31 protein-coding genes and 1 other annotated feature are annotated in these 26,944 nt (G+C 42.8%); of the genes, 11 read left to right on the forward strand and 20 right to left on the reverse strand.

Going from position 1 to position 26,944, the window contains the following annotated elements:
• Complete coding sequence (locus CHH91_RS03265; RefSeq protein ID WP_095221923.1) at window positions 1-774, forward strand: DeoR/GlpR family DNA-binding transcription regulator; 774 nt, start codon at window positions 1-3, stop codon at window positions 772-774.
• 2 nt (window positions 775-776) lie between these two features.
• The gene (locus CHH91_RS03270) at window positions 777-1,454 is read left to right on the forward strand and encodes an HAD family hydrolase (RefSeq protein WP_095221926.1); all 678 of its coding nucleotides are present in this window, start codon (window positions 777-779) and stop codon (window positions 1,452-1,454) included.
• A 38-nt stretch (window positions 1,455-1,492) separates the two neighbouring features.
• Here CHH91_RS03270 and CHH91_RS03275 read toward each other — a convergent pair whose 3' ends face one another.
• Window positions 1,493-2,089: a flavin reductase family protein gene (locus CHH91_RS03275; RefSeq protein WP_095221928.1), complete on the reverse strand. Its 597-nt coding sequence runs from the start codon at window positions 2,087-2,089 to the stop codon at window positions 1,493-1,495.
• A gap of 80 nt (window positions 2,090-2,169) precedes the next feature.
• On the opposite strand from CHH91_RS03275, the gene CHH91_RS03280 reads away from it, so the two are divergent.
• Window positions 2,170-2,901 carry an ArsR/SmtB family transcription factor gene (locus CHH91_RS03280; RefSeq protein WP_095221930.1) on the forward strand — a complete coding sequence of 244 codons (732 nt, stop codon included), beginning with the start codon at window positions 2,170-2,172 and terminating at the stop codon, window positions 2,899-2,901.
• Window positions 2,902-3,047: 146 nt separating this feature from the next.
• Here CHH91_RS03280 and CHH91_RS21170 read toward each other — a convergent pair whose 3' ends face one another.
• Complete coding sequence (locus CHH91_RS21170; protein ID WP_245609660.1) at window positions 3,048-3,140, reverse strand: putative holin-like toxin; 93 nt, start codon at window positions 3,138-3,140, stop codon at window positions 3,048-3,050.
• 252 nt (window positions 3,141-3,392) lie between these two features.
• Here CHH91_RS21170 and CHH91_RS03285 point away from each other — a divergent pair, with 252 nt between their 5' ends.
• Both CHH91_RS03285 and CHH91_RS03290 read left to right on the forward strand, forming a co-directional pair.
• Window positions 3,393-4,061 (forward strand): DUF975 family protein, encoded by a 669-nt coding sequence (locus tag CHH91_RS03285; protein WP_176465650.1) that lies wholly within the window; start codon window positions 3,393-3,395, stop codon window positions 4,059-4,061.
• Window positions 4,062-4,082: 21 nt separating this feature from the next.
• A complete protein-coding gene (locus tag CHH91_RS03290; protein ID WP_095221934.1) occupies window positions 4,083-4,676 on the forward strand; it encodes a C39 family peptidase in 594 nt (197 codons plus the stop codon).
• Window positions 4,677-4,700: 24 nt separating this feature from the next.
• Here CHH91_RS03290 and pbp4b read toward each other — a convergent pair whose 3' ends face one another.
• The 5 genes from pbp4b to CHH91_RS03315 form a co-directional block, all read right to left on the reverse strand.
• Window positions 4,701-5,993, reverse strand: a complete 1,293-nt coding sequence (gene pbp4b / locus CHH91_RS03295; protein ID WP_286160684.1) for a penicillin binding protein PBP4B — start codon at window positions 5,991-5,993, stop codon at window positions 4,701-4,703.
• 159 nt (window positions 5,994-6,152) lie between these two features.
• Complete coding sequence (locus CHH91_RS03300; RefSeq protein ID WP_095221938.1) at window positions 6,153-6,620, reverse strand: hypothetical protein; 468 nt, start codon at window positions 6,618-6,620, stop codon at window positions 6,153-6,155.
• Between the two features lies 1 nt (window position 6,621).
• Entirely contained in the window at window positions 6,622-6,816 is a 195-nt protein-coding gene (locus tag CHH91_RS03305) for a helix-turn-helix transcriptional regulator (RefSeq protein WP_095221940.1), read from the reverse strand.
• 101 nt (window positions 6,817-6,917) lie between these two features.
• Window positions 6,918-7,667 (reverse strand): HAAS domain-containing protein, encoded by a 750-nt coding sequence (locus CHH91_RS03310; RefSeq protein ID WP_095221942.1) that lies wholly within the window; start codon window positions 7,665-7,667, stop codon window positions 6,918-6,920.
• On the reverse strand, window positions 7,664-7,993 hold the full coding sequence (locus CHH91_RS03315; RefSeq protein ID WP_095221944.1) for a PadR family transcriptional regulator: 330 nt from the start codon (window positions 7,991-7,993) through the stop codon (window positions 7,664-7,666). Before CHH91_RS03315 ends, CHH91_RS03310 begins: the two co-directional genes overlap by 4 nt.
• Before the next feature lie 195 nt (window positions 7,994-8,188).
• Here CHH91_RS03315 and CHH91_RS03320 point away from each other — a divergent pair, with 195 nt between their 5' ends.
• Window positions 8,189-8,839, forward strand: a complete 651-nt coding sequence (locus CHH91_RS03320) for a DUF975 family protein (protein WP_095221946.1) — start codon at window positions 8,189-8,191, stop codon at window positions 8,837-8,839.
• A 16-nt stretch (window positions 8,840-8,855) separates the two neighbouring features.
• On the opposite strand, the gene CHH91_RS03325 is transcribed toward CHH91_RS03320, so the two are convergent.
• The 8 genes from CHH91_RS03325 to CHH91_RS03360 all read right to left on the reverse strand — a co-directional run bounded on the left by CHH91_RS03325 (window position 8,856) and on the right by CHH91_RS03360 (window position 16,149).
• Window positions 8,856-9,818, reverse strand: a complete 963-nt coding sequence (locus tag CHH91_RS03325; RefSeq protein WP_095221948.1) for a Gfo/Idh/MocA family protein — start codon at window positions 9,816-9,818, stop codon at window positions 8,856-8,858.
• A gap of 85 nt (window positions 9,819-9,903) precedes the next feature.
• Window positions 9,904-10,557 carry a DUF3298 and DUF4163 domain-containing protein gene (locus CHH91_RS03330; protein ID WP_095221949.1) on the reverse strand — a complete coding sequence of 218 codons (654 nt, stop codon included), beginning with the start codon at window positions 10,555-10,557 and terminating at the stop codon, window positions 9,904-9,906.
• Window positions 10,558-11,085: 528 nt separating this feature from the next.
• Entirely contained in the window at window positions 11,086-11,550 is a 465-nt protein-coding gene (locus CHH91_RS03335; protein WP_286160681.1) for an ASCH domain-containing protein, read from the reverse strand.
• Between the two features lie 92 nt (window positions 11,551-11,642).
• Window positions 11,643-12,260 carry an ATP-binding cassette domain-containing protein gene (locus tag CHH91_RS03340; protein ID WP_095221951.1) on the reverse strand — a complete coding sequence of 206 codons (618 nt, stop codon included), beginning with the start codon at window positions 12,258-12,260 and terminating at the stop codon, window positions 11,643-11,645.
• 2 nt (window positions 12,261-12,262) lie between these two features.
• The gene (locus tag CHH91_RS03345; protein WP_095221953.1) at window positions 12,263-14,413 is read right to left on the reverse strand and encodes a DUF1430 domain-containing protein; all 2,151 of its coding nucleotides are present in this window, start codon (window positions 14,411-14,413) and stop codon (window positions 12,263-12,265) included.
• A 61-nt stretch (window positions 14,414-14,474) separates the two neighbouring features.
• The gene (locus CHH91_RS03350) at window positions 14,475-14,882 is read right to left on the reverse strand and encodes a hypothetical protein (protein WP_095221955.1); all 408 of its coding nucleotides are present in this window, start codon (window positions 14,880-14,882) and stop codon (window positions 14,475-14,477) included.
• Between the two features lie 203 nt (window positions 14,883-15,085).
• Complete coding sequence (locus CHH91_RS03355; protein ID WP_095221957.1) at window positions 15,086-15,520, reverse strand: HIT family protein; 435 nt, start codon at window positions 15,518-15,520, stop codon at window positions 15,086-15,088.
• 38 nt (window positions 15,521-15,558) lie between these two features.
• Window positions 15,559-15,762: a binding site (T-box leader), on the reverse strand.
• A complete protein-coding gene (locus CHH91_RS03360) occupies window positions 15,763-16,149 on the reverse strand; it encodes a PH domain-containing protein (protein WP_095221958.1) in 387 nt (128 codons plus the stop codon).
• A 333-nt stretch (window positions 16,150-16,482) separates the two neighbouring features.
• Between CHH91_RS03360 and CHH91_RS03365 the strand changes: the two genes are divergently transcribed.
• The gene (locus CHH91_RS03365; RefSeq protein ID WP_095221959.1) at window positions 16,483-17,154 is read left to right on the forward strand and encodes a DUF4352 domain-containing protein; all 672 of its coding nucleotides are present in this window, start codon (window positions 16,483-16,485) and stop codon (window positions 17,152-17,154) included.
• 42 nt (window positions 17,155-17,196) lie between these two features.
• Here the strand turns inward: CHH91_RS03365 and CHH91_RS03370 are convergent, their stop codons facing one another.
• The 5 genes from CHH91_RS03370 to proC all read right to left on the reverse strand — a co-directional run bounded on the left by CHH91_RS03370 (window position 17,197) and on the right by proC (window position 22,186).
• Window positions 17,197-17,838 carry a FusB/FusC family EF-G-binding protein gene (locus CHH91_RS03370; protein ID WP_095221960.1) on the reverse strand — a complete coding sequence of 214 codons (642 nt, stop codon included), beginning with the start codon at window positions 17,836-17,838 and terminating at the stop codon, window positions 17,197-17,199.
• A gap of 71 nt (window positions 17,839-17,909) precedes the next feature.
• The gene (locus CHH91_RS03375) at window positions 17,910-18,656 is read right to left on the reverse strand and encodes an alpha/beta hydrolase (RefSeq protein WP_095221961.1); all 747 of its coding nucleotides are present in this window, start codon (window positions 18,654-18,656) and stop codon (window positions 17,910-17,912) included.
• Between the two features lie 224 nt (window positions 18,657-18,880).
• A complete protein-coding gene (locus CHH91_RS03380) occupies window positions 18,881-20,143 on the reverse strand; it encodes a glutamate-5-semialdehyde dehydrogenase (protein ID WP_095221962.1) in 1,263 nt (420 codons plus the stop codon).
• Window positions 20,144-20,159: 16 nt separating this feature from the next.
• Window positions 20,160-21,299 carry a glutamate 5-kinase gene (gene proB / locus CHH91_RS03385; protein WP_095221963.1) on the reverse strand — a complete coding sequence of 380 codons (1,140 nt, stop codon included), beginning with the start codon at window positions 21,297-21,299 and terminating at the stop codon, window positions 20,160-20,162.
• The gene (proC, locus tag CHH91_RS03390; RefSeq protein WP_483372385.1) at window positions 21,299-22,186 is read right to left on the reverse strand and encodes a pyrroline-5-carboxylate reductase; all 888 of its coding nucleotides are present in this window, start codon (window positions 22,184-22,186) and stop codon (window positions 21,299-21,301) included. The genes proB and proC overlap by 1 nt, the downstream gene beginning before the upstream one ends.
• A 250-nt stretch (window positions 22,187-22,436) precedes the next feature.
• Between proC and CHH91_RS03395 the strand changes: the two genes are divergently transcribed.
• The 4 genes from CHH91_RS03395 (at window position 22,437) to CHH91_RS03410 (ending at window position 26,943) form a co-directional block, all read left to right on the forward strand.
• On the forward strand, window positions 22,437-23,816 hold the full coding sequence (locus tag CHH91_RS03395; RefSeq protein ID WP_095221965.1) for a PepSY-associated TM helix domain-containing protein: 1,380 nt from the start codon (window positions 22,437-22,439) through the stop codon (window positions 23,814-23,816).
• A gap of 16 nt (window positions 23,817-23,832) precedes the next feature.
• Window positions 23,833-24,309 carry a FixH family protein gene (locus tag CHH91_RS03400; protein ID WP_176465651.1) on the forward strand — a complete coding sequence of 159 codons (477 nt, stop codon included), beginning with the start codon at window positions 23,833-23,835 and terminating at the stop codon, window positions 24,307-24,309.
• Between the two features lie 100 nt (window positions 24,310-24,409).
• Complete coding sequence (locus CHH91_RS03405; protein WP_176465652.1) at window positions 24,410-25,561, forward strand: FtsW/RodA/SpoVE family cell cycle protein; 1,152 nt, start codon at window positions 24,410-24,412, stop codon at window positions 25,559-25,561.
• A 62-nt stretch (window positions 25,562-25,623) separates the two neighbouring features.
• Window positions 25,624-26,943 (forward strand): MATE family efflux transporter, encoded by a 1,320-nt coding sequence (locus tag CHH91_RS03410; RefSeq protein WP_095221970.1) that lies wholly within the window; start codon window positions 25,624-25,626, stop codon window positions 26,941-26,943.
• The last annotated feature ends 1 nt before the right edge of the window (window position 26,944 follow it).

Genomic DNA, 26,944 nt, shown 5'->3' on the forward strand with positions numbered 1-26,944 from the left:
ATGTTGAAAAGAGAGCGTTTATTGAAAATAGTGGACATCGTCAACAAACAAGGAATCATAACAGTCAACGATATCATCCACGAATTGAACGTTTCAGATATGACAATCCGCAGAGATTTGGATGAATTAGATAAGGCAGGTAAGCTCGTAAGGATACATGGCGGGGCACAAAGTATCACCCATGCAATGGATCAGGAGTTGTCCCACGTGGAAAAGCTAGATGTACAGGTAGAGGAAAAAACACAGATTGCTGCACTAGCTGCTTCGGTCATAAGCGATCGAGATACGGTTTTTCTTGGGCCAGGAACGACGATTGAACTGCTTGCCCGCCACTTACTTCATAAGAAAATCAGAATTATTACGAACAGCTATCCGGTATTCGAAATCCTAACCCAAAGTGACACAGCTGAGATTATGTTGATTGGCGGGGATTTTCGGAAGAATACCGGTACTTTCGTCGGACCGCTTGTAAATAGCAGCCTGCAAAAGCTCAATTTCACGAAAGCTTTCATCAGTGCAAACGGAGTTCATAACGAAGAGATATCTACCTACAGCATTGAAGAGGGCGAGGCTCATCAGATTGCGCTGAACAATTCCCGCAGCAAATACTTGCTTGTCGATCATACGAAATTCAATAGGGAAGATTTCTATGTATTCTACAACCTGCATGATATGGACTATCTGCTGACGGATGATAAGATACGCACTGACGTTCAGGCACATTACGAGCAATATGTAGAGATGCAATTACATAAAAGGCATAAGGAGGAATAGAAATGAAGGGTGTCATTTTCGATTTCAACGGCACTATGTTTTTGGATTCCCATTTACATGAGCAGGCTTGGTTCCATATGATTCGCAAATATGCTGCAGCAACCATAACAGATAAAGAAATTTTTACAAATATTCACGGTCGAACAAACAGCGAGATTTTAGGACATTTCATCAATAAAGAGCTCACAAAGGAAGATATCCAGAAACTATCCGATGAAAAGGAAAGTCTTTACCGGGAGCTATGTTTGCAAAATGAGAAAGATCTTGTACTGACTAAGGGCTTGGCGGAGGCTTTGGATCACCTGAAAGCACAGGATCTTCCTCGTACAATAGCGACAGCCACGGTGAAAGAAAATGTTTCCTTCTACTTCGATATATTCAACCTGAACAGGTGGTTCGATTTTGAAACTGTTACTTTCGATGATGGCAGTTTCCCGGGAAAACCCGCTCCTGATATTTTCCTGATAGCAGCGAAAAAGCTAGGTCTCCAGCCAAACGAGTGCCTTGTAATCGAGGACGCATTTTCAGGTCTTACTGCCGCGAAAAAAGCTGGAATCGGTACAGTTATTGCAATCGATCCTTTTGGTAAAAATCGTGAAACCTTTGAACAGAACCAGCTTGGTTCTGGTGGCATTATTCAGGATTTTACAAATTTCCAAGAACTATTACTCGTTAAATAAAAGGACCCCCTCATCTAACTGACGAGGGGGTTCTTGCATCATGCTCGCGCTGTCTTGCCTAATTCTTCCCCAAGGCCAAAGTAATGACGGAAGTTGTAAATGAGCGGACTCCACTTACTCGGATCTATATGCTTGCCCTCTTTTATAATGCCTTCCTGTGCATGGATGGCTGCAGCTTCCAGCTCTATAATCGCTATACTTTCCATATAATCTGGTTCTCTAATATGTCGTACTTCTGCTTCAATCTGCAGCGGGCATTCCGCAATAGCCTCTGCACTCACAACCGAGGAGGCTTTTCTCGTCAAACCAGCAGTGTGGAATTTATCTTTTACGTAGACGTATCCATACGCTGCTTTATCTGAAGGAACGGTCTCTTTACCGGTGCAAGCAGCAAGCCTTTCGACGTGCTGCCATAAATCAGGACTAGGAATATTCAGCACACATTCTCCTCTCCGCTGCAGATTCTCATACGCCTTACCGGTTGTACCAAGGCCGATAACAAGAAAATGATCCAATGCCCAGGAAGAGGAAATTGGACTGATATTCGTCGTTCCATCCTCATTCACTGTCGTTAGCAGGACAACAGGGTTGCCATAATATAAAATTTTAGGATTAATTGTTTTGGTTTCCATCATCTTGCTTCTCTCCTTTCCATCTTTAGCTTAAAATAAAAATATTACGAGCGTCATCGAAATATGGATGTCAGGAAAGGAGAATGACTTTGCATCCTCAACATGTCGCAGCTGCTGCTAGCCTGCTTTGTGAACCGTCCCGGAGTATCATGCTCACTTACATGCTAGACGGCCGATTCCATACTTCAGGTGAACTGGCCCGTGCTGCCGGTATCACGCCGCAAACAGCCAGTTTTCACCTGAAAAAGCTAGAAGAAGCCGGTTTCCTTAGTCAGACCAAGCAGGGCCGCCACCGTTATTACGGACTAAAAGATCCTGCCATTGCAAAAGTAATCGAATCTCTGCTGACGATCACCCCGATAGCTCAAGTTTCCTCCTTAAAGCAGGCAACAGAAGACCAAGCTATCCGCTACGCAAGGACTTGTTATGACCATTTAGCTGGCTCACTTGGCATACTGGTTGCGAACGCTCTAGTTGATAGCGGCTATGTAATTCAAGATCGCGATCAATTCAACCTGACGGCTAACGGAGAGATCTTCTTTTCAAGCTTTGGTATCGACGTGGAAACAGCCCGAAGAAAAAGACGTTCATTCAGTCATTGCTGCTTGGACTGGAGCGAGCGCAAGCATCATGTCGCTGGCGCATTGGGAAGTGCCATGCTGGAACGCTTTCTGGAATTGGATTGGCTAAGAAGAAAGCCTGAATCGCGAGCACTCCTGCTTACCGAGACAGGGAGAACTGGGTTTGCTGAGGTATTCGGTTTGGACATTTCAAGCATACATAAAACACATGACAACAAGGTTTATTTACGATAGAATGTGCATAAGATAATAACGAAAAAAAGACCATCTGGTGCTGGTAACACCAAACGGTCAAGCAATAGCAAGGATTCCTCAAAGGAATCGACCCACAGAAGAGCGAAAAAATAACCTACCCAACATGAGCTGTCACTCAAGGGTGGTTATTTTTTTTGGTTTTTATCAGACATAATCGCAACAACCAGCGTACCGAAAGAAATCATCAGCGTCAGCGTCTCGAATACTGTCAGAGGCATCACCTCCCTCACTGGAGGGATAAGTGAGCCGACCACCCTTGAGTCCTCTATGCTATTGTCTGTCCATTATATCAAAATAGGTATCAGGCTACATCTGTCTTTGGGTTCATAAGTATATTCGCTCAATCACTCAATAGGCAGTTCTAATTATTTTTGGAAATTTTAACCTTAACATCTCCATATCGAATATCTAAATGATATGATAATACATGTTTTTCCAATATGGAGTTAAAAATGTGGAGGTTTTGTAAGATGATCAGCAATCAAGACTTGAAGAAAAAAGCATTGGATGGACTGGCAAATAACTGGGGAAAAGGTGTTGGATCTGGAATACTATTATACGTAATCATTATTTTCATAGCCTTGGTATTACATGTATTCATTCTCCTTCTAACTTATCCTACAGAAGAAGATTTAGCTCTGCTAATAACTATGGGTATAGTATACATAATTTGTTATACATTCTTTATGCCGTTGTTTGTAGGAACGAGCTGGATGTACCTTCATCTTGTTCGCCAGGAACATGCACCGTTCTCTTTGATGTTCACGACCTTTAGGTTTTTCCCTAAGCTATTTACAACTGGATTACTGAAAATGGTTTTGGTAGCTCTTTGGTCCCTTCTGCTTATCATTCCTGGTATTTTAAGATATTACAGCTATTCTCAAACTATTTATATCTTAAAAGACGAACCTGATCTTAGTGCGATGGAAGCCATAAATGAAAGTAAGCGCCGCATGGAAGGTAAAAGAGGTAAATTATTCCTGATGCAGTCAAGTTTCATCGGCTGGTATCTGTTAGGCAGTTTTACAACAATTAGTCACCTTTGGTCATATCCATATTATAAAACGACTCGCGCTGGCTTTTACGAATCGTATATTAAACGAGAAAACCTAATCGAAGCAGAGGTTCAAAGCCGCTGAGATTCAATTTGGAGGATGCTTATGAAACTTTTGACTGTTCCTTATATCAAACAGCGACCTGAACTGCCTTCCGGATGCGAAGTAACGGCGTTGGCAATGGCTCTGTCTTATTATGGAGAAGCTGTCGATAAAATTTCACTAGCCCGGGAAATGCCCAAGGATAACACATCTGTAGAACGCAATGAAGATGGCACGATCCGCATATGGGGCGATCCGGAGGATGGTTTTGTCGGCGACCCGTTCGATAATGGTATTACAATCAATCCTAATCCGCTTAAACAAGCAGCAGATACGTATCGGTCCGGCAGTTTGGCATTGTATGGAGAGGCATTCGACGTAATTGAAACCCATGCGTCAAATGAATGCCCTGTATTAGTCTGGTTCACCATTCATCATGACATGCCCACTCCCCGCATCTGGCACACTCCGGCTGGGAAGGTTGTTCAAGCACCCCGACCGCTGCATTGCATCGTTGTCACCGGTACGGATGACGACTACGTTTATTTCCATGACTGTGAATCAACAGAAAAAAGCGGCGAACATATAAAAGTAGAGAAAGCCCACTTTATACGTGTTTATGATGCAATGGGTAGACGGGCTCTCGTTATCACATGAAAAGACACGGTCTATGACCGTGTCTTATTCCATCGCCTCATATATTGCCTGGACTACTGGTCCATAATCGCCTGTAGCATATTCGTCACCAGCAAACAGATTACTGTTTGCTGCCGGATCAAGCACAGGCGTGTGCTTCTTATTCGTCAGCAGCACAATCCCTAGGTCATATTCCGGGTCGAGGATCGTTACTGTACCAGTCCAGCCCGTATGACCATAAGCTGCATCACTTGCCAACGAACCGAACATCCAATCCATGGTCCCCTCATCCCCGTTCCTGCGCCAGCCAAGTCCATACGTTTCATTTGTAGGAGAAGCCGCCGTAAACGCCTCGATCACATCTTCATCAAAAAATCCCTGTTTGCCATACCCTCCGCCGTTCAGCATGACTTGCAGCAAAACTGCCATATCGTTCGTCGTCGAGAAGAGTCCCGCGTGACCGGATATACCATCCATTGCATAATAGCTCTTCTCATCATGCACTTCTCCGATTATCGTTTCTGTCCTGATATTCGGGAAAGAGAAATACCCATCTCTTGTGTTACCGAGCCGTTCTGTCGCAGCCACATCTTTTACCTTCACACCATTTTCCAATGGATTGAACAATGTATTTTTCAAACGAAGCGGCTCATAAAAGGTTTCTTCTACATACTTATCCAGCCGTTCTCCTGTCACGCGTTCCACTATGGCACCAAGGAGCATATAATCAATGTCGCTATACAGATGGTTTGTTCTTGGTTCATATTGGAGCGGAACTTTTGGCAGAAGTCCGATTGTTCGCTCTCGATCCTGTGAGTAAAAAGCTCCTGCTCTATCGGGATTATGAAACTCGATACTCGCCGGGAAACCTGCCTGGTGCTGCAGCAGATCTTGTATTAGGATTGTATCCTTCCCTTTTATCGCTGCATTTGCCTCATCCTTGAATTCCGGAATGTAATCACTGACCTTATCCGTCAACCTGATTTCTCCCTCACTGACCAGATGCTGCAGTGCAAAGTTGGTGGCGTACATTTTCGTATTGGAAGCCAGATCGTATAACGTATCCTTTTTGACTTTCTTTGGATGCGTAAGCTCTTCCAGTCCGTCGTACACTTGGCGGTAGCCGTAACGAGAATCCTTCACAATCTTTCCGTCTTTTATAATGATCAATGATGCACCCGGGAACCCATTTTGAATATCAGTTTCAATTAATTCATCCACTTTCGCCAAACCTTCCTTAGAGAATCCCGCTTCTTCAGCTCTCTTCGCCTTTTCCAAAGTTGGGTACTCATTGATGTTTGCCAATGCTTCCGCAGGGACAAATAATAGCAAGAACATAAGTGAGAAAATAGTCAACTGCTGGCCAATACGTATCATCCGCGCTCCTCCTTCGTCTTGTCTACTGTTTCCCTTAAGTAAAAACAAATTCCTTCCTCTGTCCAAAAAACACGAAAAAAGCACTGCGGGATGCAGTGCTTAGACAGGTAAATGATCTGGTTATTCAATCAGCTCTTTGTTTTTCTGGTAGGACCTTTTTAGTGATACATAATTAGTTATGAATAGCAGTAATGCTGCAATGAAGGTTACCATCAGTCCTTCTATAAAAGGAACTGACATCATGCCAAAGATATAAAGTAACAAAATGCCCGCACACATAATAAGGAGAAATGACGTTGATTTAATTACGATTACTTTCCTCTCTCGTCGATAAGCTTTTTCAGTCATGATTTCAGCGAACTCCATACCAGACAGTATATAACGAATCCAGATGTAAGCTATTGTCCCGAACAGCATCCATAGTAATACAAGAACACTATTTATAGGGAATGGATCAAAGCGGGATATGACAAGTAAGACAATCATCACCACTAGCTGCAGAATAGCTGCTTCCGCAAAATAAACGAGCATATTCCTTCGCTTATATTCATCATCCGGCAGCAAAAACTGAATCCAAGTTTTCTCCATTTCACCTTACCTCCCAAAATAGATCATCCAGAGTCTTACCTAACGCTTTTGCAATCGCAACACAAAGCTGTAGTGTAGGATTATACTCTCCTTTTTCGATTAAACCGATTGTCTGTCTGGTGACACGTACTTGCCTGGACAGCTGCTCCTGTGTCATTTTCAGTTCCATTCTTGTTATCTTTACGTTGTTTTTCATAGATAAGACTCTCCTATGTAATATATACATTACATTTGCAAGATATATATTACATGTAAATCAATTTCCAGTCAATATAAAAACGCATGCCGCAGCATGCGTCAATTGTCTTTCTTGTATTGAATAAGTTGCCGGATTATTAATGAAAGGGAGAAAACAATAATAATCGAGAGTATAACGATTAACTTGGTTTCCTCAGCTATATCAATGTAACGTAAAATTACCTGCGGTATATAGAGAACCGCTGGTACGATGACGGAAATCCAGGCTTTCCAATATAGTGCTGCAGCAATGAAAATGAAGCAAGCGGCAATAATTACTACTGTATTCATGAACGGACTGATTATGATCACTGGTGTCTCAATCAAAAGATCTGCCACCAGTATTCCAATGAACATTGCTGTAGGTGCTATCCCCATTAGTAGATATAGTGTTGTAGTTATTTTCTTAGATAATTCATTTGCAGCTATAAAGCGATACAGGCTAAACAGTAGCAAAACTGTAACAACAAATACGATAGGATTTCCAGTGAGCGCAAGCAAAGAATAGCTTCTGTCATCTGCTATCGCTTTGTTCATGATGAGATACGCAAAGGCATTCAACATGATAAGCGGGACAATCACAAGCCAAAATCGTCCATCCATTCCAACTTCCGCTTCTATTTCCTTCATGTAAGCTTTTGGTGATTTCCCAATGATATGCTCGACACTTTTGCCATTCTGCTCCGCTTCATATAAATGATCTTCAAGCTCTTCCAGTAACTCACTAACCTCTTCTTCCCTCTTGCTGCTAGCAAATAGATAAATCCGCAAGTTATCGAGAAACGTTTGACTTTCTTTGGATAATGTCACGAATGGTCCCTCCTCAGAATGTTATCTACGCTGGACGAGACTTCCGCCCATCTTTCTCTGAAATCCTTTAATTCTGCCTGACCTTCAGCCGTTAATTTATAATACTTCCGCTTCGGTCCGCCTGAAGGCAATATCTTACTAGTCGTCGTAACAAGGCCTTCTTTTTTCATGCGCAGCAACAACGGATAAATACTGCCCTCACTAACCATTGTGAAGCCATATGAAGCTAGTTTTTCCACCATCTCATATCCGTACGTTTCACGCTCAGCAATGATGGCAAGCAGACAACCTTCCAGGATGCCTTTTAATAATTGACTGGATGACAATATCCGCTTCCTCCTCAACTATATTGTTTTACAAGATAGTTGGACTAAAAAAAGAACCCACTACTTTGTTTTGCAAGATAGTTAAATATTAGCATGACTTCACTGCCAAATCAACCATACTTTTCCATAAATGTGTGGTATGCTCAATAAAAATATAACGTATATATATATTAAAAAGGCCGGGGGACAACTTATATGATTACTAATCAATCTCTGAAGCAGGATGCTTTGGACAGCCTAAGAGGCAACTGGGGGAAAAGTGTACTTGCAGTCTTCCTCTTCTCCGTGATTTCATTTACGATAAAGTTAATATCAAACTCTTGGTTTGGCTTTTCTATTGTGGTTGAAGAAGAGATTACTATTAAGGAAGAGACGCTCGGTTTTGTAAGAGATACTCTTTTTGATTATGTGTTGCTTATGCCACTTTTCACGGGAACAACTTGGCTATTCCAAAGCTTCGTCCAAGGAGATCGGCCTGCCTTCGGCTTCATCTTTTCACCTTTCAAACGTTTCTGGCGGTATATGCTGACAGGATTGATTCTAACTGTCCTGCTGACTTTTTGGACCCTATTGTTAATTGTACCGGGCATCATCAAATATCTAAGTTATTCCCAGACACTATATATCTTACGGGAGAATCCACATCATTCTATTTTCGAGGCTATTCGGGAAAGTAAAGAAAAAATGCGCGGCAATAAGGGCAGGTTATTTTTGTTACAGCTCAGCTTTATCGGTTGGGCACTATTGACAATACTAACCTTAGGCATCGGTGCGTTCTGGCTGGAACCATACTTCCGGACCACCATGGCAAGCTTCTATGAATTAAAAATAAAGCAGGCATCCTGAGGATGCCTGCTTTTTATCACTCAAAATCAAATTCTATTTCCCACTGTTTCCGAAGCTGATCCATAATCTTCATGACATCTCTCGTATACGGTAATGTTACATGTGGAACATCCTTCTCGATAAGTTCCTTCATTGCTCTTACTTCATACTGCAGCGCCTTCTCCGTCTCCCCTGCTTCTATTGTTTCTGTTTTGCCTTGCTCTATATAACAAACGGTAGCCTGTTGGGCTCGGGAGAATTTCTCCATATCAATGAATCCTTTTGTACCCATGACTGTGGCGCGTTCTGGCGATTCCACTATAAAGGATAAAGTGATTGTAGCAAGCTGCCCTTTTTTATTCTTCAGTATAATTCCAGCCTGCTGGTCCACACCCGTCTCATGCTTCGTAACCGTACTGATGACTTCAGTTGGCTCATCCTGGATAAACATGCGCACAAATGACAAGGCATAGACTCCGATATCGAGGAGTGCTCCGCCTGCTAAATCCGGGTTGAAGAAACGATTTTTGGGATTATTTTCTTTTATACTATTGAAGTTCACACTCAGCGTCTGAATATCCCCAATTTTACCAGCATCGATCAATTGATGTAGTTCTTTATAAATCGGCATATGATAAATTGTCATTGCTTCTGCCACAATCAGTTGCTTCTCTGCTGCCAACGTAGTGATTTCATCAAGCTGCTTGCCGTTCACTGTAATCGCTTTCTCAGCCAGCACATGTTTTCCATGCTTTAAGGCTTCTATGATTGTTTCATAATGAAAGGCGTGCGGCGTCGCTATGTATACAACATCTACTTCAGAATCATCCAGCACACCCTGGAATCCTTCATAAACTCTAGGTATATCGAATTTCTCTGCAAATGCTTTCCCCTTTTCTTTGTTTCTTGCACCAACAGCCAGGATGGATTCCCCTTCTTTCTGTAATGCTTCCGCAAAATGATGTGCAATCGAACCTGGTCCTAGAATTCCCCACTTCATTATTTGTTCTCCCCATTTCTCTATTTTATTAGTGTAGGTATACCCGAAAAAGCCATGGATGCAGCATACTTCCATGGCTTCTTTCTTAGTTGTATATTTTCTTAGGTATTTTGATAACTTGATTACCGGAGACATATGGTGCAATATCGTATTGCTGGAAGACAAGGGCTATTCCTTCATCTGTAAAAAAGAACGCTGTTTTTTCATTTAGGTGGATGTCCTCTTTTTTCAAATCCGGATAGAATATCTCTGGTCTCGCCTTAGCGTAGGTGAAGACATAGTGCTGAACTTTCTTTAGCTGACTTGGTGTCTGCAGTAAATCCGTTAAATAGACGCGTTTCTTTTCTTTCAAGTCGTAATTAAAGGATTCTACCGCAGTAGAGCCGTGCGCTCCTCCAGTAAAGATATAACTGCTCATCAAGATACTGAGCTTACGATCCGTATTATATTTGACTTCAAAATCAGTCTGAAAATCCGGGTCATATTTATACTTTTTACCAGCCTCTATATTTTCCTTACGAGCTAATGCAGCTTTTTCAATATATGCCTGGAAGTCCTTGTTGATCATTCTTGTAAGCTTCGGTGATCCCGCATGTTTTACTTGCGGATATTTCAATTCTTCGATGTCATCGTAATACTCTGTTTCCACAATTACATTCTTTGTCGGTTGTGCTTGCGATGGGTGTGTAAAAGCAGAAAAAGCAAGCAGAAACACAAATACAACTATCGCTTTTTTCATCAGGTTCCCTCCACTGTTTCATCTTGTTTACAGTGTGTGCAGGGTTCCAATTATTTATGAGCAATAGAAATAGCGATATTATATTTTTACATTAGGCGTAATTGATATCAACGCAGTTTAAAAATGGAGAGAAGTAATTCGCAAGTTATATTATCCCTTCTTATAAGGCTAAAAGCTTATTTTGAGTAGATTTATAACGATGCTATATTATTTCCGCAGGACTACATTGTGTTTTCAACCTTTAGATTGGTACCAGGCTGCATTTAAAGTCATCCTTTTAAAAGGAAAACCCTACTCACTATTACTCACCAAATTAACCTACTGTTCTAAACTCCCCTACTTATTTCTTTGGGCTTGTATGAGTCCTGATTATGAGTAAAACTTAACCTATTAAGAAGACATTCTACATATGATTAAGATTTCCCCCTACAATGTTCCAAGCATTATGCATAAAAAGTCCATTGTCTGCTAAGTAGACAATGGACTTTTTTTTACATCTTACATTCGGTCAGAAAAGATTCACAGCCTTCAAGCAATGAACCTCACTGCAAATTCTTCGCAAACGACAAGCATTTCTGGTGAGAACCTCCGTCCGATCTCTTCCATTTCCTTTGTAAAGAAAGGCTCATGGACTGAACGCCAATAAGCGAGTGAACGATCACCTTCTCCTTCCTTATAGGCAAATGCTGCATCAACATCCTTATACGATTTCACTTCTACCCGAACAATTTCAATCACGGCTTGAGGGTTTCCTGCACTATCAAGAATGACACTATGGAGACCCGGCTCAGGAATTGGCTCATTCTCTAATTCATATAGCAGATGATTAGAGGAGGTTGCCGTTTTGACTCCTTGAACGACCAATTCGGCCAGTTCGTCAGCTAAAGCATTATTTCCGCCGAAGCTCCAGGCCGTATAAGTTAGCGGTGCATCAGGATTTCCTTTCGTATAAGCTTCGTAATATGCTTTCACTTTCTCGTTATGGTCTGTCACTTCTTGATTCTCCTCTACACTTTCAGATTATATTGATATTACTCTGATTTCTAGTTTTAATTATCGTATTCGCCTGGAAATAATTTTGACTGCTAGATTTCAAGTTGAGCTGAAGAAGCTCTGGCTATCTCTAAATCATGTGTAACCATGATAATTGTCTTACCGGCTTTGTTCATATCCAACAGCAGCTGAAAGATAGCATCCCTGTTTTTAATATCGAGGTTTCCTGTTGGTTCATCAGCAAATATATACTTGCAGTCCCTCGCAATGACTCGTGCAAGTGCAACTCGTTGCTGCTGACCTCCGCTTAACGTATAGACACGCTTCTTTTCATAACCGGAAAGGCCGACTTTCGCTAGGATTTCCTGTATCATTCTTTTTTTATTGTTAATCTTTTTATAAGCAATGGCCAAAAGGATATTCTTCTCTACCGTTTCGTTGTTAATCAAGGAGTAATTCTGAAATAAATAACCAAACTCATTCCTGCGCAGCAGCATTGTCTGTTTCACATTGGGATTCTTAATCCCGTCGTACTCTATATCACCGCTATCCGGCTTTTCCAGAAGACTCAATAGATTAATTAAAGTTGTTTTCCCCCTGCCGCTCTCCCCTGTAATAGATAGGAACTCGCCGCTTTTCACTGTTAAAGAAAAATCATCAAATATGGTATTCTCTTTAAATTTTTTCTTTAGATGAGTAGCTTTGATCATCTCTATGCCTCTCTTCTAAGTTTAGTATGCATATTAGCGGTATAATATTTGCTTAAGCCGATCACTAGCAGAGCATCAATCAATATACCTCCGAACACAATAATGATTAGGGACGGTAATGATACAAACAATATCCCTATTAAGAGAATGCAATAACTCAAAAATTGCAATATCAACAGCGTTCTGTTCGTTCTGAAATACGAATAGCCGTGAATATTCTTCAATAATACTTCCATCTTATAGTTATAGAAGTGACATATTGTGAAGTAAACACTAGTGGTGAATGTAGCGATATATAATAGAATGATCGCCAATAATAATAAATAATTGTCTGTTTTCAACTCTTGTATCTTCTGCCCGTACTCGTCAAAGACCGAGATAACGGAATTAATTTGTGACGTAGCATCATGTTCGCCAGCGATTTCTTCTAATTTCTGAGTAGGTTCCGATTGATCCGAATAAAAGAAATATGCCCGGGACAAGTAGCTCATGTAATAGGAAGCATCGAACTGCCCAGTATCTAATATGGCAATCGGATCTTTAATAAAGTAATCTCCTTCTCCTTTGTTAGCGGGATTATACGTAAAGTATTCCTGGTTATCTCGTACATAGATAATATTTATACTTAAATCGTTCTTAGGGCTATCGTCCAGTTCCTGACCTTTTGCTTCTCTATAAATGTTTCCAACTTCAACCTTCTGGAAATAGAAGTAGTCCAGGAAGTTCTTTTTAATTTCATCCTCTTTGTCTTTGAGAGCTGCAGGAACCAGCAAATTCGTGACAGAAGGGTCGGATACGATAGATCCTTCAATTTCTCCTGTCTCTGCATGTATCTTATTGAATTCCAAGTAGTTCTCATTTATAGTTATCGCTTTTCCATAAGGAGAAGTCGACGCATTCTGGTCATCTGTGTTCATTTCATATAAATAGCTTCCATTAGAGCTTATTTCATAGTTGCCTGCATCAATCAGGAAACCATTCAGTTCATTATTTAATTGATTATATACCTGCTTTAAGTTGTTATTCTGCCCGCTTTCTATCGCTAGATCAACTTGTCCTGTGGAATACAATACCGTTTGGTACAAATTCTCTGTTTGATTCCATGTTTCGAGATTATTTTGGTAATCTTCCAGCGATTTCTTTGTTTGATCCAATTGCGACAGGGCGCCAACAGCTGCAATAAGAAATAAAATCTTCATTACATAACTGAGTGCCATCAACGTTTTATAAAGCCTCTTACCTTTCAAAGCCTCATATTCTTTCCCAAAGAAAAAGATTAAGCCTATAAGCAGGAACGTATAAAGAACTATTCCAACAAAGAGTACTACTGCCAATCCTGCGTACAGAAGGGTAAAGTCCACCAAATTCAGAATCTCTTTCTTCGTAACAATACGGAATATCAGATATAGGATATAACTTGTTAAAACAGCCGCGCCCAAAGGTGAAATAAGCTTTTTCACTAAGATAAAAGATATTCTGATATAAGAGTAACCCATCACTTTATAAAGCATGATATGATCACTTCGGTTTATCAGGTAAAAGGAAATAACGCCAATCATAGAAAGAAGTATGATAAGCGGTGATATGAGAAAGGTCAGCGGCTGACTGATCACTACTGGGTCAATGCGTGCCTCTATCAGCTCAGATGAAACGCCATCTTTTTGCAGCTGATCCAGCATGCCAGATACGGAACCATCTTTTTCATCTATGTAATAAATACCGCTTGCACTAGCCTGTTTCTGGTTATCTAAATTCCAAATGGATATAGCTATCGTACTTTCTCCAGAATGAAAAGATCCACTTTTATCATTGCTGGAATTATTAAGTCGATTCGTTATAAATTGTGCGGTGCCCTTATTGGGAAAATCACCGTCTATCGTATCAATACGGGACCCTAGTGAAGGATCAGTAGTGAATATCCTGATGGTATCCTGATTCACGAATACATATTTGGATATTTCCAAATCATATCGTTCTGCATATGATTCAAGTAAATCGTTAGGATTGCCCTCGTAATTAGTGAAATTCAATGCTGCCGCTGTTCTATCTTTATACAGTAAGTGATTGAACTTGTATTGCTCGAGTAAGTCATTCGTAACGTACAGGCTTATCAAAAGGAATAGAGAAGCTAAGAACCCTAAAATCGCTCTCACAATTTCACCTCATAAAATAATGCAAGAGTGATTACACCCTTGCATTATTTCCTTGTATTTTTTACTTATAATCGTAGTAAGCCTTGTTTGTTCCCCAGAAACTCCAGTCCAAGTCAGCCTTGCTCCAAACATCTTGTGCTTTCCATCCTCCGTCATCGTGGTAGCCGGCACCATTAGTCACAGAGGCACGTCCTTCTTTTGTATAGTGCTTAAACTCAGAAACGACTCTGCCATCCCTTTTACCACGGATCCAGTACCCGCCAGATATTGCACCGGATTCTGCATTGATAGTGAATCCAGTTTGTGTGTCTTTCACATAGCTCTCTGTTACCCCTTGATCTGCTTTAATGACTTCAGAGTTGCCGTTCTCAGTGATTCCATTACTAGATGCTGAAACCCCACCAGAAATTCCACCTACAATCACACCTGCCAGCAGCACGCCTGTCAAACCTTTCTTGAACTTTGACACTCTCATCACCCCTCCATAAAATTGTTAAATTATGTAATTACTAGGTGTGGTTTCATTATATAAGCATCTCGGTACAAAACAAGGTTTATCTCCTAAATTTTTCAAAACGTTACTATTGTCTTTCTTTATATAACAGTTTTTTATCATTTCCCTTAAGAATTCAGCATTATATAACTAGTACCATTTGACCGGTTATTTCTATATCAAACCCGCCCTGTTAGTTTTGCTGAGACTTCCTTTATGTCCGACTCACCGCCAAAAGGAGCACCCGGCCAATCATAAACCTCCATCGGTCCCCAGTACCTTTCAGGAGTTCCGGCATATCTGGGAATGATATGCATGTGAGCATGAGGCACAGAATTTCCGGAGACAAGTGTGTACACATGCTCTGCTTGCAGCGTTTCCTGTAATGCCTTGGCCGCTCGTTTCATTGCGATACCGAACGCTGCAGCCTCTTCCTCCGACATATCCCCGACCTGTGGGACATGGCGTTTCAAATCGAGCATGATATGACCAAGATAAGCTGATTGTCCCTTTTTATCAATATGACTGATATAAATATGATCATCTTCAAAGATACAATCGCCGCTCACTTGCAAACGACCTGCATGCTTGTCACAGATAAAACAATTCTCCATAGTTCACTCCTCCTTATAAAAAAATGCCCATGATCTCCTAAAGAGACAATGAACATTGTGGTACCACTCTTTTTCGGCGAGAAAGCAGCTCACCCTCAAAAGCTGATAACGGCTGCCAGCCGACCAGGCATTTCCTCCCGGGCACTCCCAGACGAGTTCGGATGCTTCCCTGACTGCCTTGCACCAACCAGCAGCTCTCTATGACAGTTCTCCATCCTACTGCTTCTGTTCCTTGCGTCTATCTATTCCAACAATTGCTTGCGATTGAACGTATTCCGGAACAAGAGATCCCGCTGATGATTGTTAACGAACATTCTGACGATATCACTTACACCCTTGAGATGGATCAGGCGATGACTGGTTACATATTTTATATCTCCATTGTTTAAATGGATAGACAATTCGCCTTCCCCGGTACCTTCTGTATAAAGGATATAATCGATGCTGTCATAGCTGGTCGTATCCAGATAAGCTGGTTTTATCAACGGTTTGTGCGTAAACAGGATTCGGTTCTGCGTGACGCCAAGGATGCCATTCCTCTCGTCGAGCTTACTTTGTACGTAGAGAAAAATCCGTTCGTCTTCTTCTAGGTACATGGACAATTCCTTCAGATCTCTTTTTTGCCCCATTTTCCGCGTTCTCCTCACTTAATGTACTTGCTTCCAATCCTGATTCATACTTTCTAAATATATATCGCACTTCGGAATTTATGCAATAAAAAAATGCGGCAAATGCAACTCTTTTCTGTTTGTTATAAATCACCTATACTCTCCTACATTTTACCAGCCATTAGGGAGAAATGATACCTCTCATCTCCAATTTTCCCAGCCCTTCCTAGACTTTCTTCTAGGAGTTTAGGCTCTTTTCATTTCATTCCATATAGGGTTACGGTATGATATTTATGTCTTTATTTACTTATTTCTAGAAGACGATCTTGTTAAAAGAGAGGATGAAAGAAGTATATGAAACTGTTCCGTATTCCAGCTGCGGTACTGCTGATCGTGATCGCATTGACTTTATCCGCCTGCAGTAAGGACGAAAAAGCAGCAGATGAGCCAAAAACACCGACAGCACAGGCAGCAGTTACAGAAGGAAACGAAGATACAGATGCATTGTCCGCCGATTTGACGGACACTGTGACAGCGGAAAACCCCTACTTCCCGGACCGCCTGACGAAAGATGCGGTTGCAGAGAAGGAAATGCTGGCTGAGCAGAACTTTGATCAGTCCGAAACTAATGACAACCTGGAAGTGACCCTGAAAGGGATTCAATATACGAAACTGAAACCGGCAGATTCCTATGAGGAATCCTTCACCGGTTTCGAGGATCCGGAGAAAATCGTTGCGGCAACAGCGAAGCTGGAAGTGAAGAATGATGGAGAAAGTGCGGTTCCTTTGAAGGAAATGGGTGCTTTTCTGGAAACTCCAACATACCGGATCCTGAACCATAATGTTTTGGAAGCAGATTCTGGTGAGATCCAACCTGGCCAGACTTCGACCAAATATGTTGTCTTCCTTATGGATCAGGCAGATTACAAAGAAGAAGATTCCTTCTCCCTGCGTATCTCCAGTATCACTGACAAGGAAGAAGACTTGCTGGCTGCTGATTTGACATTTGATTTGCCCGAAGAATAAAAGAAGGAGCACACGCCTCAAGGCATGTGCTCCTTCTTTTGTTTATGATGCATGCAAATTAGCGATGAAGCTGTAGAACCGGTTGATATCTGTCAGGTTTCGATTGCACTTGGAGCTATCCCTGCAAACATAGTTCCCGCGTTTCACATACGTTCCTTGGCCGCGGCCAATAGGCTCTGCCATGAATAACCCTACACTCTCAAGCTTATTGCAGATGGTGCAAATCCCCGGCTGAGAGGAGGGCGTGATCGTGCCGCGAGCGGCTATCATCCCATCCTCATGCGGAGCGACCATGTATTTTGCCTGCTGTCCCGAATCGTTCCACCCAAGATAAGATGTTTTCTCCCAATCAACTTCATCAAGTTTAGGTATATGCAAGTGCTTCACTTTCGGGAACAGCTTCCGAAGCTGCTGTTCTGTAATGACAGGAAATGGCTTGATGGATGGACGAAGCTGAGCCAAAAAGAGCTCTGCATCAATTTCATCCTGCACACCATGGATTCTTCCAAGCATTTCCGCCTCTTCGTCCGAGAGCTTCTCGAACCGGTTCATGATTTTCTCTTCAGCTAATGAGCGGAGTCCAAAAATAATGTCTATATCTTTGACAGCAGCTGAACTATTCACAAGCTGCTGCACCTGTTCTTTAATATTGTTGTACTGGTCATTCCGGATAAAGGCTTGCATGTGGACATCCCTCCGTTTTAATCGCTTCCTATCATTTTAGCAGATATCGAGCTGGAAACAAAAAAACCGGTTCAGGTGAAGAAATAGCGAAATGCACGACTCAGCGTAGCAGGAACGACTGACGCATGATTTTCATCATCTGCGACGTAGTATGCAGTCTTTCCATCCATCACGCTCGGTAAACGATGATAGAGCGCCATAACATCTTCCACCATGAAGCCTTCCTTCTCCCCTACACCGATGAAGAGCTTGGAATCTTTAGCTTCGTTCAAAAAGGAATAAATATGCTTTTCATTCCACCAGATGGAAGGACTGATAGCCAGATAGCATTGGAAAGCTTCCGGTCGCTTGAACATGCTGTACAGCGCAAACAATCCACCCAAAGAATGGCCGTACAGACATTGCTTATCCTGCTGAACATGATAGTTTTCCATGATCTTCGGCTGAAGCTCATCTATTAGCCAGTCCAGGAAAATTTCTGCCCCTCCATGCTTTCCAGTCGTTTTCCACTTCATCTTATCTGGATATGTATAAGCTGCTGCTGGAGGCGTAAAATCATAGAAACGTCGCTCTCTAACAACCGAACCTTCTGCATCTAGTGCTATCCCTGCAACAATTGCCGGATCCACTCCAGTCTTGAGCATATTATGAGATTGATTACGTATGACATCAGCACCCAATCCAAAATAATAATTTCCATCCAGCATATAAATAACTGGATATCCTGCTTCTGATTGCGGGGGTTGATCTGGAATAAATAATTGCACACGATAATTTACCCCCGGCTCTTTTCCCGGAAGTACCCATTCCTCTGTCATGTTTTCAGCTCCTTTATTTGCTTAAGATTAGGTCGAAAGCGATTACATATTTGGTGTTAATTATTAGAATCTACTATAACAAAACGGGGTACTGATGCAAGAATTAATGGAAACTAACTTCAAAAGATTGCGCAGCTTGGTAACCTTCCTAGTTCGTTTTTAGACTTATTCCCTCTTGTCTTTCCTTATAATAAAAAAAGCCCATCCATCAGGATGAGCTTTTTTTATCTAGTTTGGCCGCTGCCTTTCATAACGTACTTATACGTCGTTAATGCCGGTAATCCCATCGGTCCGCGAGCGTGAAGTTTTTGAGTGGAAATACCAATTTCAGCTCCGAATCCAAGAGCGTGGCCATCTGTAAAACGCGTCGATGCATTATGGTAAAGTGCTGCTGCGTCGACTGCCCTCATGAATTTATTCACCGCTTCTTCATCTTCAGAAATGATTGCCTCCGAATGCTTTGTTCCATAACGGTCAATGTGCTCAATTGCTTCCTCAAGTGAATCAACAACACGCACAGCAACATCAAGGCTAAGATATTCATTGGCCCAATCTGCCTCTGCAGCAGGTTTACAGCCAGGCAAAAGCTGAACAGCTATTTCATCTCCATGTGGTTGTATGCCATTTTCCCTTAATGCTTGAACCAATGCATCCTTGTTTGTCTCGAGCCATTCCCGCTGAACAATCAACGTTTCCAACGCGTTACAAACTGCTGGACGATCCGTTTTGGCATTCAGGAATGTGGAGATTGCCATATCAACTTGCGCAGTATTATCCACGTACATATGGCAGTTCCCTACACCTGTTTCCAAAACAGGTACAGTTGCTGAATCGATGACTGCCTGGATAAGCGATGCCCCCCCGCGAGGGATAAGAACATCGATATGCTCCTTCATCGTAAAGAGCTTCGCCGTCTCCTTTCGATCAGTCGACTGGATAAGCTGTACTGCTTCCGCCGGGACCTTTGTCTGCTGGAGTGCATTTTTGATGACTTCCACGATTGCTGTATTCGTATGAATTGCAGATGAGCCGCCTTTCAAAACAATTGCATTGCCTGACTTAAGCGCCAAACCAGTCGCATCTGCTGTAACATTCGGGCGAGCTTCATAGATCATACCAATGACGCCTAATGGCACCGTGATGCGGCTGACATGCAAGCCGTTTTCCAGTGTCCATTCACTGACTATGTGATCGGTCGGATCCTCAAGATCAACTACTTCCTTCAATCCATTTGCAAAATCCTCAATACGTTCACGGGTAAGCTTCAACCGATCAAGAAATGCAGCATCGAAACCTTTTTCTTTTCCTGCCTGCATATCTTGATCGTTCGCATTCAGAATGACTTCATATTCCTTTTCCAAATGCTCTGCAACTGTAATCAACGCTTCATTTTTCTCAGCTGTTGTCAGGAGTGCAAGCTTCTTAGCTGCTGTTTTTGCTGCAATGGCTTGCTCCTCTACTGTTACTGCTTCTTTTATATGCTCCACGGTGCTCCTCCTTCTATCATCGAATTGGTACGGTATGCTCTAGTTCACAAACAAATGCTTCCTGATCGACTATTGTCTCTTCTATATTCCTTACCGGACTTGCTAATGCATGCCAAAGTTCAGACGCAGCTTGATTCACAATGCCCAGACCGATCCGTGCTCCTGCTTCATCCAAAATGCGCACGACGTCACCTTGTTTGAAGTTTCCCTTGATGGCGCTGATATTATGAAATTCAACAGAATGCGGTATCTGATCGTCCATTTTCATGATGATTTCACCTACTGGCCCTGAATTGAAAGCAATCCACTGTTTCTTGCGGTTCAGATAATCCATATCCTGATCAGCTTCGAAGTATGTTCCTTCTGCTTCACCCAACACCGAGCGATAGATGATATCTTTTTCTGTTGCATCGCCAAGAAAACCTATGATTCCAGATGCCATCGCAATCTTGAATGCATCCAGCTTGGACTTCATTCCGCCGGTTCCGACTGCGCTGCCTGCATCCCCTGCGACCGCCTCAATTTCCGGTGTGATGGCTTTCACCCGCTCAATGCGGGTTGCTTTCGGATTTTTGACTGGATTATCCGTATATAAACCATCAATGTCAGAAAGCACTGCTAGGAAATCCGCACCGACCAATCCGGCAACCTTTGCCGATAGTGTGTCATTATCTCCAAAGCGCAGTCTGTCGACTGTCACTGTATCGTTTTCGTTTATGATCGGGATGATGCCGCGATCAACCAAAACATTAATTGTATTTCTAACATTATTATAACGGGTTTCGTCCGAGAAGTCGCCACGTGTAATCAAAATCTGCGATGCCACATAGCCATGGGACAAAAATAAATCCGAGTAGGCTTCCATCAGCAAGCCCTGTCCGATAGATGCAGCAGCTTGTTTTTCCGGCAATGATTTCGGTCTTTCCAGAAACCCCAGCTTGCGATAACCCGCTGCCACAGCGCCAGATGAGACAAGCAATACCTCATAGCCGTTGTCTTTCAGTTTCACGAGCTGCTCCACTAGTTTCTCAAGCTTCTTACGGCTGATTTCTCCATGCAGACTGGTCAATGAACTGCTTCCGATCTTGACGACAATACGTTTCGGTTTTGTTGCTTGAATAGAAATGATAACGTCCTCCAGTTTCCAGATTTTCATTAGCGAGTCAGCTGCTGTTTTTTAAGCTCCTCGCTGATAGCATTGGATCGTTCAGCTGCAGAAAGGATTGCCTTGGCCATCGCTTCTCCAGCACCACCACTATTGAGTGCTTCCAGTCCTGCTGCCGTTGTACCATTTGGTGACGTCACTTTTTTCCTTAAAGATCCCGGGTCTTCCTTCGTTTCTAATAGCATCTTAGCAGCACCGAGCATCGTCTGGGTTCCAATCTTCCTTGCTTGCTCTCGATCGAATCCTGCAGCTACACCAGTTTCCTCGAAATGCTCCATCAGTCTATAGAAATAGGCAGGTCCGCTGCCGGCCATCCCTGTGAAAACATCCATTTGATCTTCTGCAATCACAAATGCCTCACCAAAGGTCTTTACCAGTTCTGTGACGAGTGTAAGCTGTTCTGCAGATACATTTTTTCCAGGTGCAATGGCTGTGGCCGATTCACCAATGGTACTGGACGTGTTAGGCATGATACGAACAACGGGTTGGTTTTCTGGCAGATAATGCTCGATTTGGTCATTCTGGAAACCTGCAGCTACCGATATGACCAGCTGCCTTTCCTGAACCTTATCTTGCAAGTCGATCAATGCAGCGGTGATGTCCTTCGGCTTCATCACAAGTATGATGACATCCATACTGACCCAATCCACCTCAGCCTGAGGAACTCCAGTAATGGCATAACGCTCCTGCAGCTCACGCAAACGCTCCGAGTTCGTTCGATTTGTCACATAAACCTGCTCGTTATGCACGCTGTCTGACCCGTTCATTCCTGCAATCATTCCTTCTGCCATCGATCCTGCCCCGACATACAAAATCCGTTTGTTAGTTATGATACCTAATCGCTCCTTTTGAGAAAATTTTTCGTTCCCTGTTAACAGTTATCTATGCTAACACTATAGGACTCCATGTCAAGGAATGCCACATCACAAAAGCCTGTCCTATCAGCGTTTCAGCCCCATGAACAACAGAATGGAAACGCTTTACAAATTTATCGACGTTATGTTCAAGGAATGGTCATAATAACCTGCATTTCCCTACTTGTATGGGCGTGAAAATTGTCCTAAGCTTAGGCTTGTACTACTTTGCCTATTATTACATTTAAATATAGAAGAAAAGGAGTTGTCCTATATGGAGGCACAAAAGGAGCCGTCGATATCGAAGCAGAAACAACAGAAACGTCGGTCACTTTATCAGTCTGTCTGGCGCTGGCATTTCTATGCAGGTCTTATAATTATGCCATTCCTCATCATCCTAGCTATCACAGGCGGTGTTTATCTATTTAAACCTCAAATCGAAGCAGCCCTTTACAAGGACTATTATGAAGTCACTCCGCAAACTACTGTCACAACGCCATCCGAGCAAATCAATACAGTGGAAGCTGTGAATCCGAATGCAGCAGTGACGTCGTATCGTCCAAGTGACAGTCCAGACCGTTCTGCTGAGGTAGGTATTACAGAAGACGGGAAAGCTTATACCGTTTACGTCGACCCTTATGAAAATGTCATACTCGGTAAATTAGAAGACTCTTTCAAGCTCGTTAACGTATTTGAAAAAATTCATGGTGAGCTGCTGATGGGTACTTTCGGGGATCGTGTTGTCGAGTGGGCAGCTTGCTGGGCGCTGATTTTGATCATCACTGGCGTTTACCTGGGCTGGCCAAAAATGAAAGGGAAATCAAAAATCTTTGGTGTTCTCATTCCGCGCTTGAACAAAGGGAAAAAACTACGGACACGTGACTTGCACGTAGTGCCTGCATTCTGGATTTCGTTAGGTCTGCTATTTCTGATTCTTACAGGACTGCCTTGGTCAGGATTATGGGGAAACAATTTCCAAACGATTACCACTAATGCAGGTGTCGGCTATCCACCTTCTGTGTGGGTTGGTGATGCTCCTGCTTCTGATGTGAAAACAAAAGAAATCGCAGATGTGCCTTGGTCAGCTGAGAACTTGCCAGTTCCAATTTCAACAAATCAGCAATACACACAGCTTTCTGTTGATGATGTTGTGTCGATAGCCGAAGATGAAGGTGTAAAGCCTGGCTACAATATCATGATTCCGCAAACGCAGGATGGTGTATTCACTTTATCTGCTTTCCCGCCGAAAGCTCGGGATGAAGTTACAATGCATATTGATCAGTATACTGGCGCTGTTTTGGCAGATTACCGCTATGACAATTATCATACGCTAGGTAAGGTTATTGCTTATGGTATTACCATTCATAAAGGAACGGAATTCGGTATCTGGAATCAGATTATCGGATTGCTTGTTTTGATTGGCATTATAGGTATTGCTGTGAGCGGCTTCATCCTATGGCTCTCCCGCAAACCTGAAGGGAAGCTTGGCTCGCCGAAAGCACCGTCTGACAAAGTGATGAAAGGCGTTATCGTACTGATTATCATTCTTGGCATCATCTTCCCGCTTGTCGGAATCTCGATTATCGTCGTCTGGCTGTTTGATCGGTTTGTCATTCCGAGGGTGCCTGCACTGAAGAGGTTCTTTAATGCGTAAGAAAGGAGAAAAGCAGATGCGACTATTTAAAATTACGCCGTTGTTACTGACGTTCTTTCTCCTTGCTGCATGCTCTGCCGATCCTGAAGCAGCTGACCATTACGCGAAACGGGAAGAAGTGAACGTGATCATTGAAGCTCCTGAATCCATCGAAGCAGATTCTGCTCCTAAAATAGATGTAAAGCTGTCACATGATGGGAAAGCACTTGAACAGGAAGCAACCGTCAACTTCCTTGTATGGAAAGATGAGAACAAAGCAGATGCAGAAACAATTCCTGCCTCATTGGATACAGACGGGACATATCATCTGGAGTATACCTTCCCATCGGATGGCGTATACTTTGTTAAAGCAGATGTAAAGGTCGATAATATCCATTTGATGCCGACGAAGCAGATTCGCGTTGGAGAATTGACGCAAGAAGAGATAGAAAAGATACAACAGGAACAAGAACAGAAAAAACAGGATGATAGTGGAAGCCACCATCATCATTAATAGGAAAAAGCCGTATTTCTTCCAGAATACGGCTTTTTTAATTGGAAATTTCTGTTACGATAGAACTGTAGATTATCCTTATGATGAAATGGTGACATGCATGCAAAAACTGCAAATATATCTGGAAAAATTTGATTATCTCTATTTCTCGCTTATCATACTGCTCGGACTTGCAAGCCTACTCAGTTTATATCAAGTACAAGTCTTGCAAGGAGAATATTTTGTTCTGCAGCAAGTTGTCTGGTATGTAATTGGTTTAGGCGGCTGTTTTGTCGTGTCTTATTTTCTTGATCTCGATATACTGAAGCGTTTATCACTTTTTGTTTATCTTTTTTTCCTGCTGTTATTAGTAGGTATCTTGATTGCACCCTCCAGCATCTCCAAAGAAATCAATGAAGCATACGGCTGGTATACAATCGGCGGCTTTTCATTCCAGCCTGCTGAATCGATGAAAATCGGATTGATTCTGTATCTGGCACAAGTGATCAGTAAAGGGACGGATAGCTCTCCTGCATTAAAGGAGGAAATACTGCTTGTCGGCAAACTGACAGTCATCACATTAATCCCTGTTGCTGTCGTCATGCAATTTCCGGACTTCGGTAATGCAATGGTTTATCTTGCTATTTACGGGGCGATGCTGCTTGTTTCCCGCGTCCGGATAAAAACGATACTGCTTATCTTCTCTGTTCCATTAACATTTGTACTTGCCTTAACCATTACATACTTCGTTGCGACTGATTTCTTCCTCGATCGGATACTCGGCATGCTGCCAAGCTATCAGGCAAGCCGTTTCTATGGCTGGCTGCAGCCAGAAAAATATACGATTTCCGGCTATCAGCTGAATCAATCGATCATGGCGATTGGATCTGGCAATATGAGTGGCTACGAAAATCTGCCACATGTGCCATACGCCTATTCAGATTTGATTTTCGCAGTCATAGGCGGCGTTTTCGGCTTTGTCGGAACAAGTCTTGTACTGCTGCTTTACTTTATGCTCATTTATAAAATCGTCATGATTTCCCAGCGCTATCATGATTCATTCGGAACCTTGATTGGTGCAGGAATCGCTGGTTTCCTGACATTTCAGATATTCCAAAATGTCGGTATGAGTATCGGACTGATGCCCGTAACGGGACTTGGTTTGCCGCTTATCAGCTATGGAGGAAGTGCCCTCGTCATTACACTCGCATCTCTTGGATTGATCCTCAATATGCGTGTAAATACGATGACGTTTATGTTTGGAAACAAATAGCGTTTACTTCTGCAAACATGTGCGGTATATTATATCGTAATTACTACTATTAAGGTGAGTGCATGCAGCATAAAAACTACTTAGCGCTGGCCCTGCCGCTGACCCTGTCAACGATCACGACGCCATTGCTCGGCGTTGTTGATACAGCCGTTGTCGGCCAGCTTTCCAATGCTTCTTATATTGGCGGGGTCGCCATCGGTACGATTATATTCAATACGATGTACTGGCTTTTCGGATTCCTGCGGGTCAGTACATCCGGGTTTGCCGCTCAGGCATCTGCCAGTCTCGATAAAGAAGAACATGTAATGGCGTTAATGCGTCCTTTCCTGGTCGCTTTTGTTGTCGGCCTGCTATTCGTTCTTATACAGCAGCCGATCCTGCACTATTCCCTCTCCTTCCTAGGAGCGAGTGATGCCGTGAATAGCAGCGTTTCGGCTTACTTCTCAATCCGGATTTGGGGTGCGCCATTTGCGCTTGCCAACTATGTCATCCTTGGCTGGCTGATCGGCATGTCCTATATCAAAGCAACACTTGTTCTGCAGATAAGCACGAATATGCTGAATATCATTCTTTGTATTCTTTCTGTTCATGTGTGGGATTTGGGAGTGGCAGGTGTAGGTGCTTCTACGCTGATTGCCGAGATTTTCTCTTGTGTATTCGGCATTGTCCTGCTGCGCAAATATGCCGGCAGCATCTGGCAGCATCCATTCATACAGGTCTTGCGACGCGCAGTCGATCCTAAACCGATGTGGCGAATGATGAAGGTCAACCGAGATTTATTCATTCGGACGATATGTTTACTAATTGTTTTTAACCTGTTTACAGCAAAAGGTGCTGCGTTTGGGGAAGATATGCTGGCAGCCAATGCCATCCTGATTCAGATTCACTATATGATGGCGTATTTCTTTGATGGCTTCGCTAATGCGTCCAGCATTGTGGCCGGTCGGGCTCTTGGGGAACGCAATGAAAAACTCTTTTCGCAGTCTCTGCGTCTATCTCTGCAATGGGGGCTTGGTATCGGGGTGACGCTTGCGCTTCTGTTTTTTGCTGGCCAGAAGTGGATCTATCCTTTGTTCTCCGATCAGCAGCACATTATCGAGCTGACTGGATCCTATGCCAACTGGCTTGTTCTATTTCCGGTCGTCGCCAGCCTTGGCCTTGTCTATTATGGCGTTTTCACTGGCGTAACGGAAGTAAGCTTTGTCCGCAACTCCATGATTCTTGCTGTCCTGCTTTACTTAGCGGCGCTTTATGCCCTGCAGCCACTCGGCAATCATGGACTATGGATCGCCTTCCTGCTGTTCAGTCTCGGTCGGTCCGTCTTCCTTATCATGTATGTACCAAAGCTGCGCCGGCTGTTTCAGCAGACGGCAGCAGCTTGAC

Origin of the sequence: Virgibacillus sp. 7505, assembly GCF_002272135.1 — a bacterium.
In the GTDB taxonomy this organism is placed as follows: domain Bacteria; phylum Bacillota; class Bacilli; order Bacillales; family Amphibacillaceae; genus Terribacillus.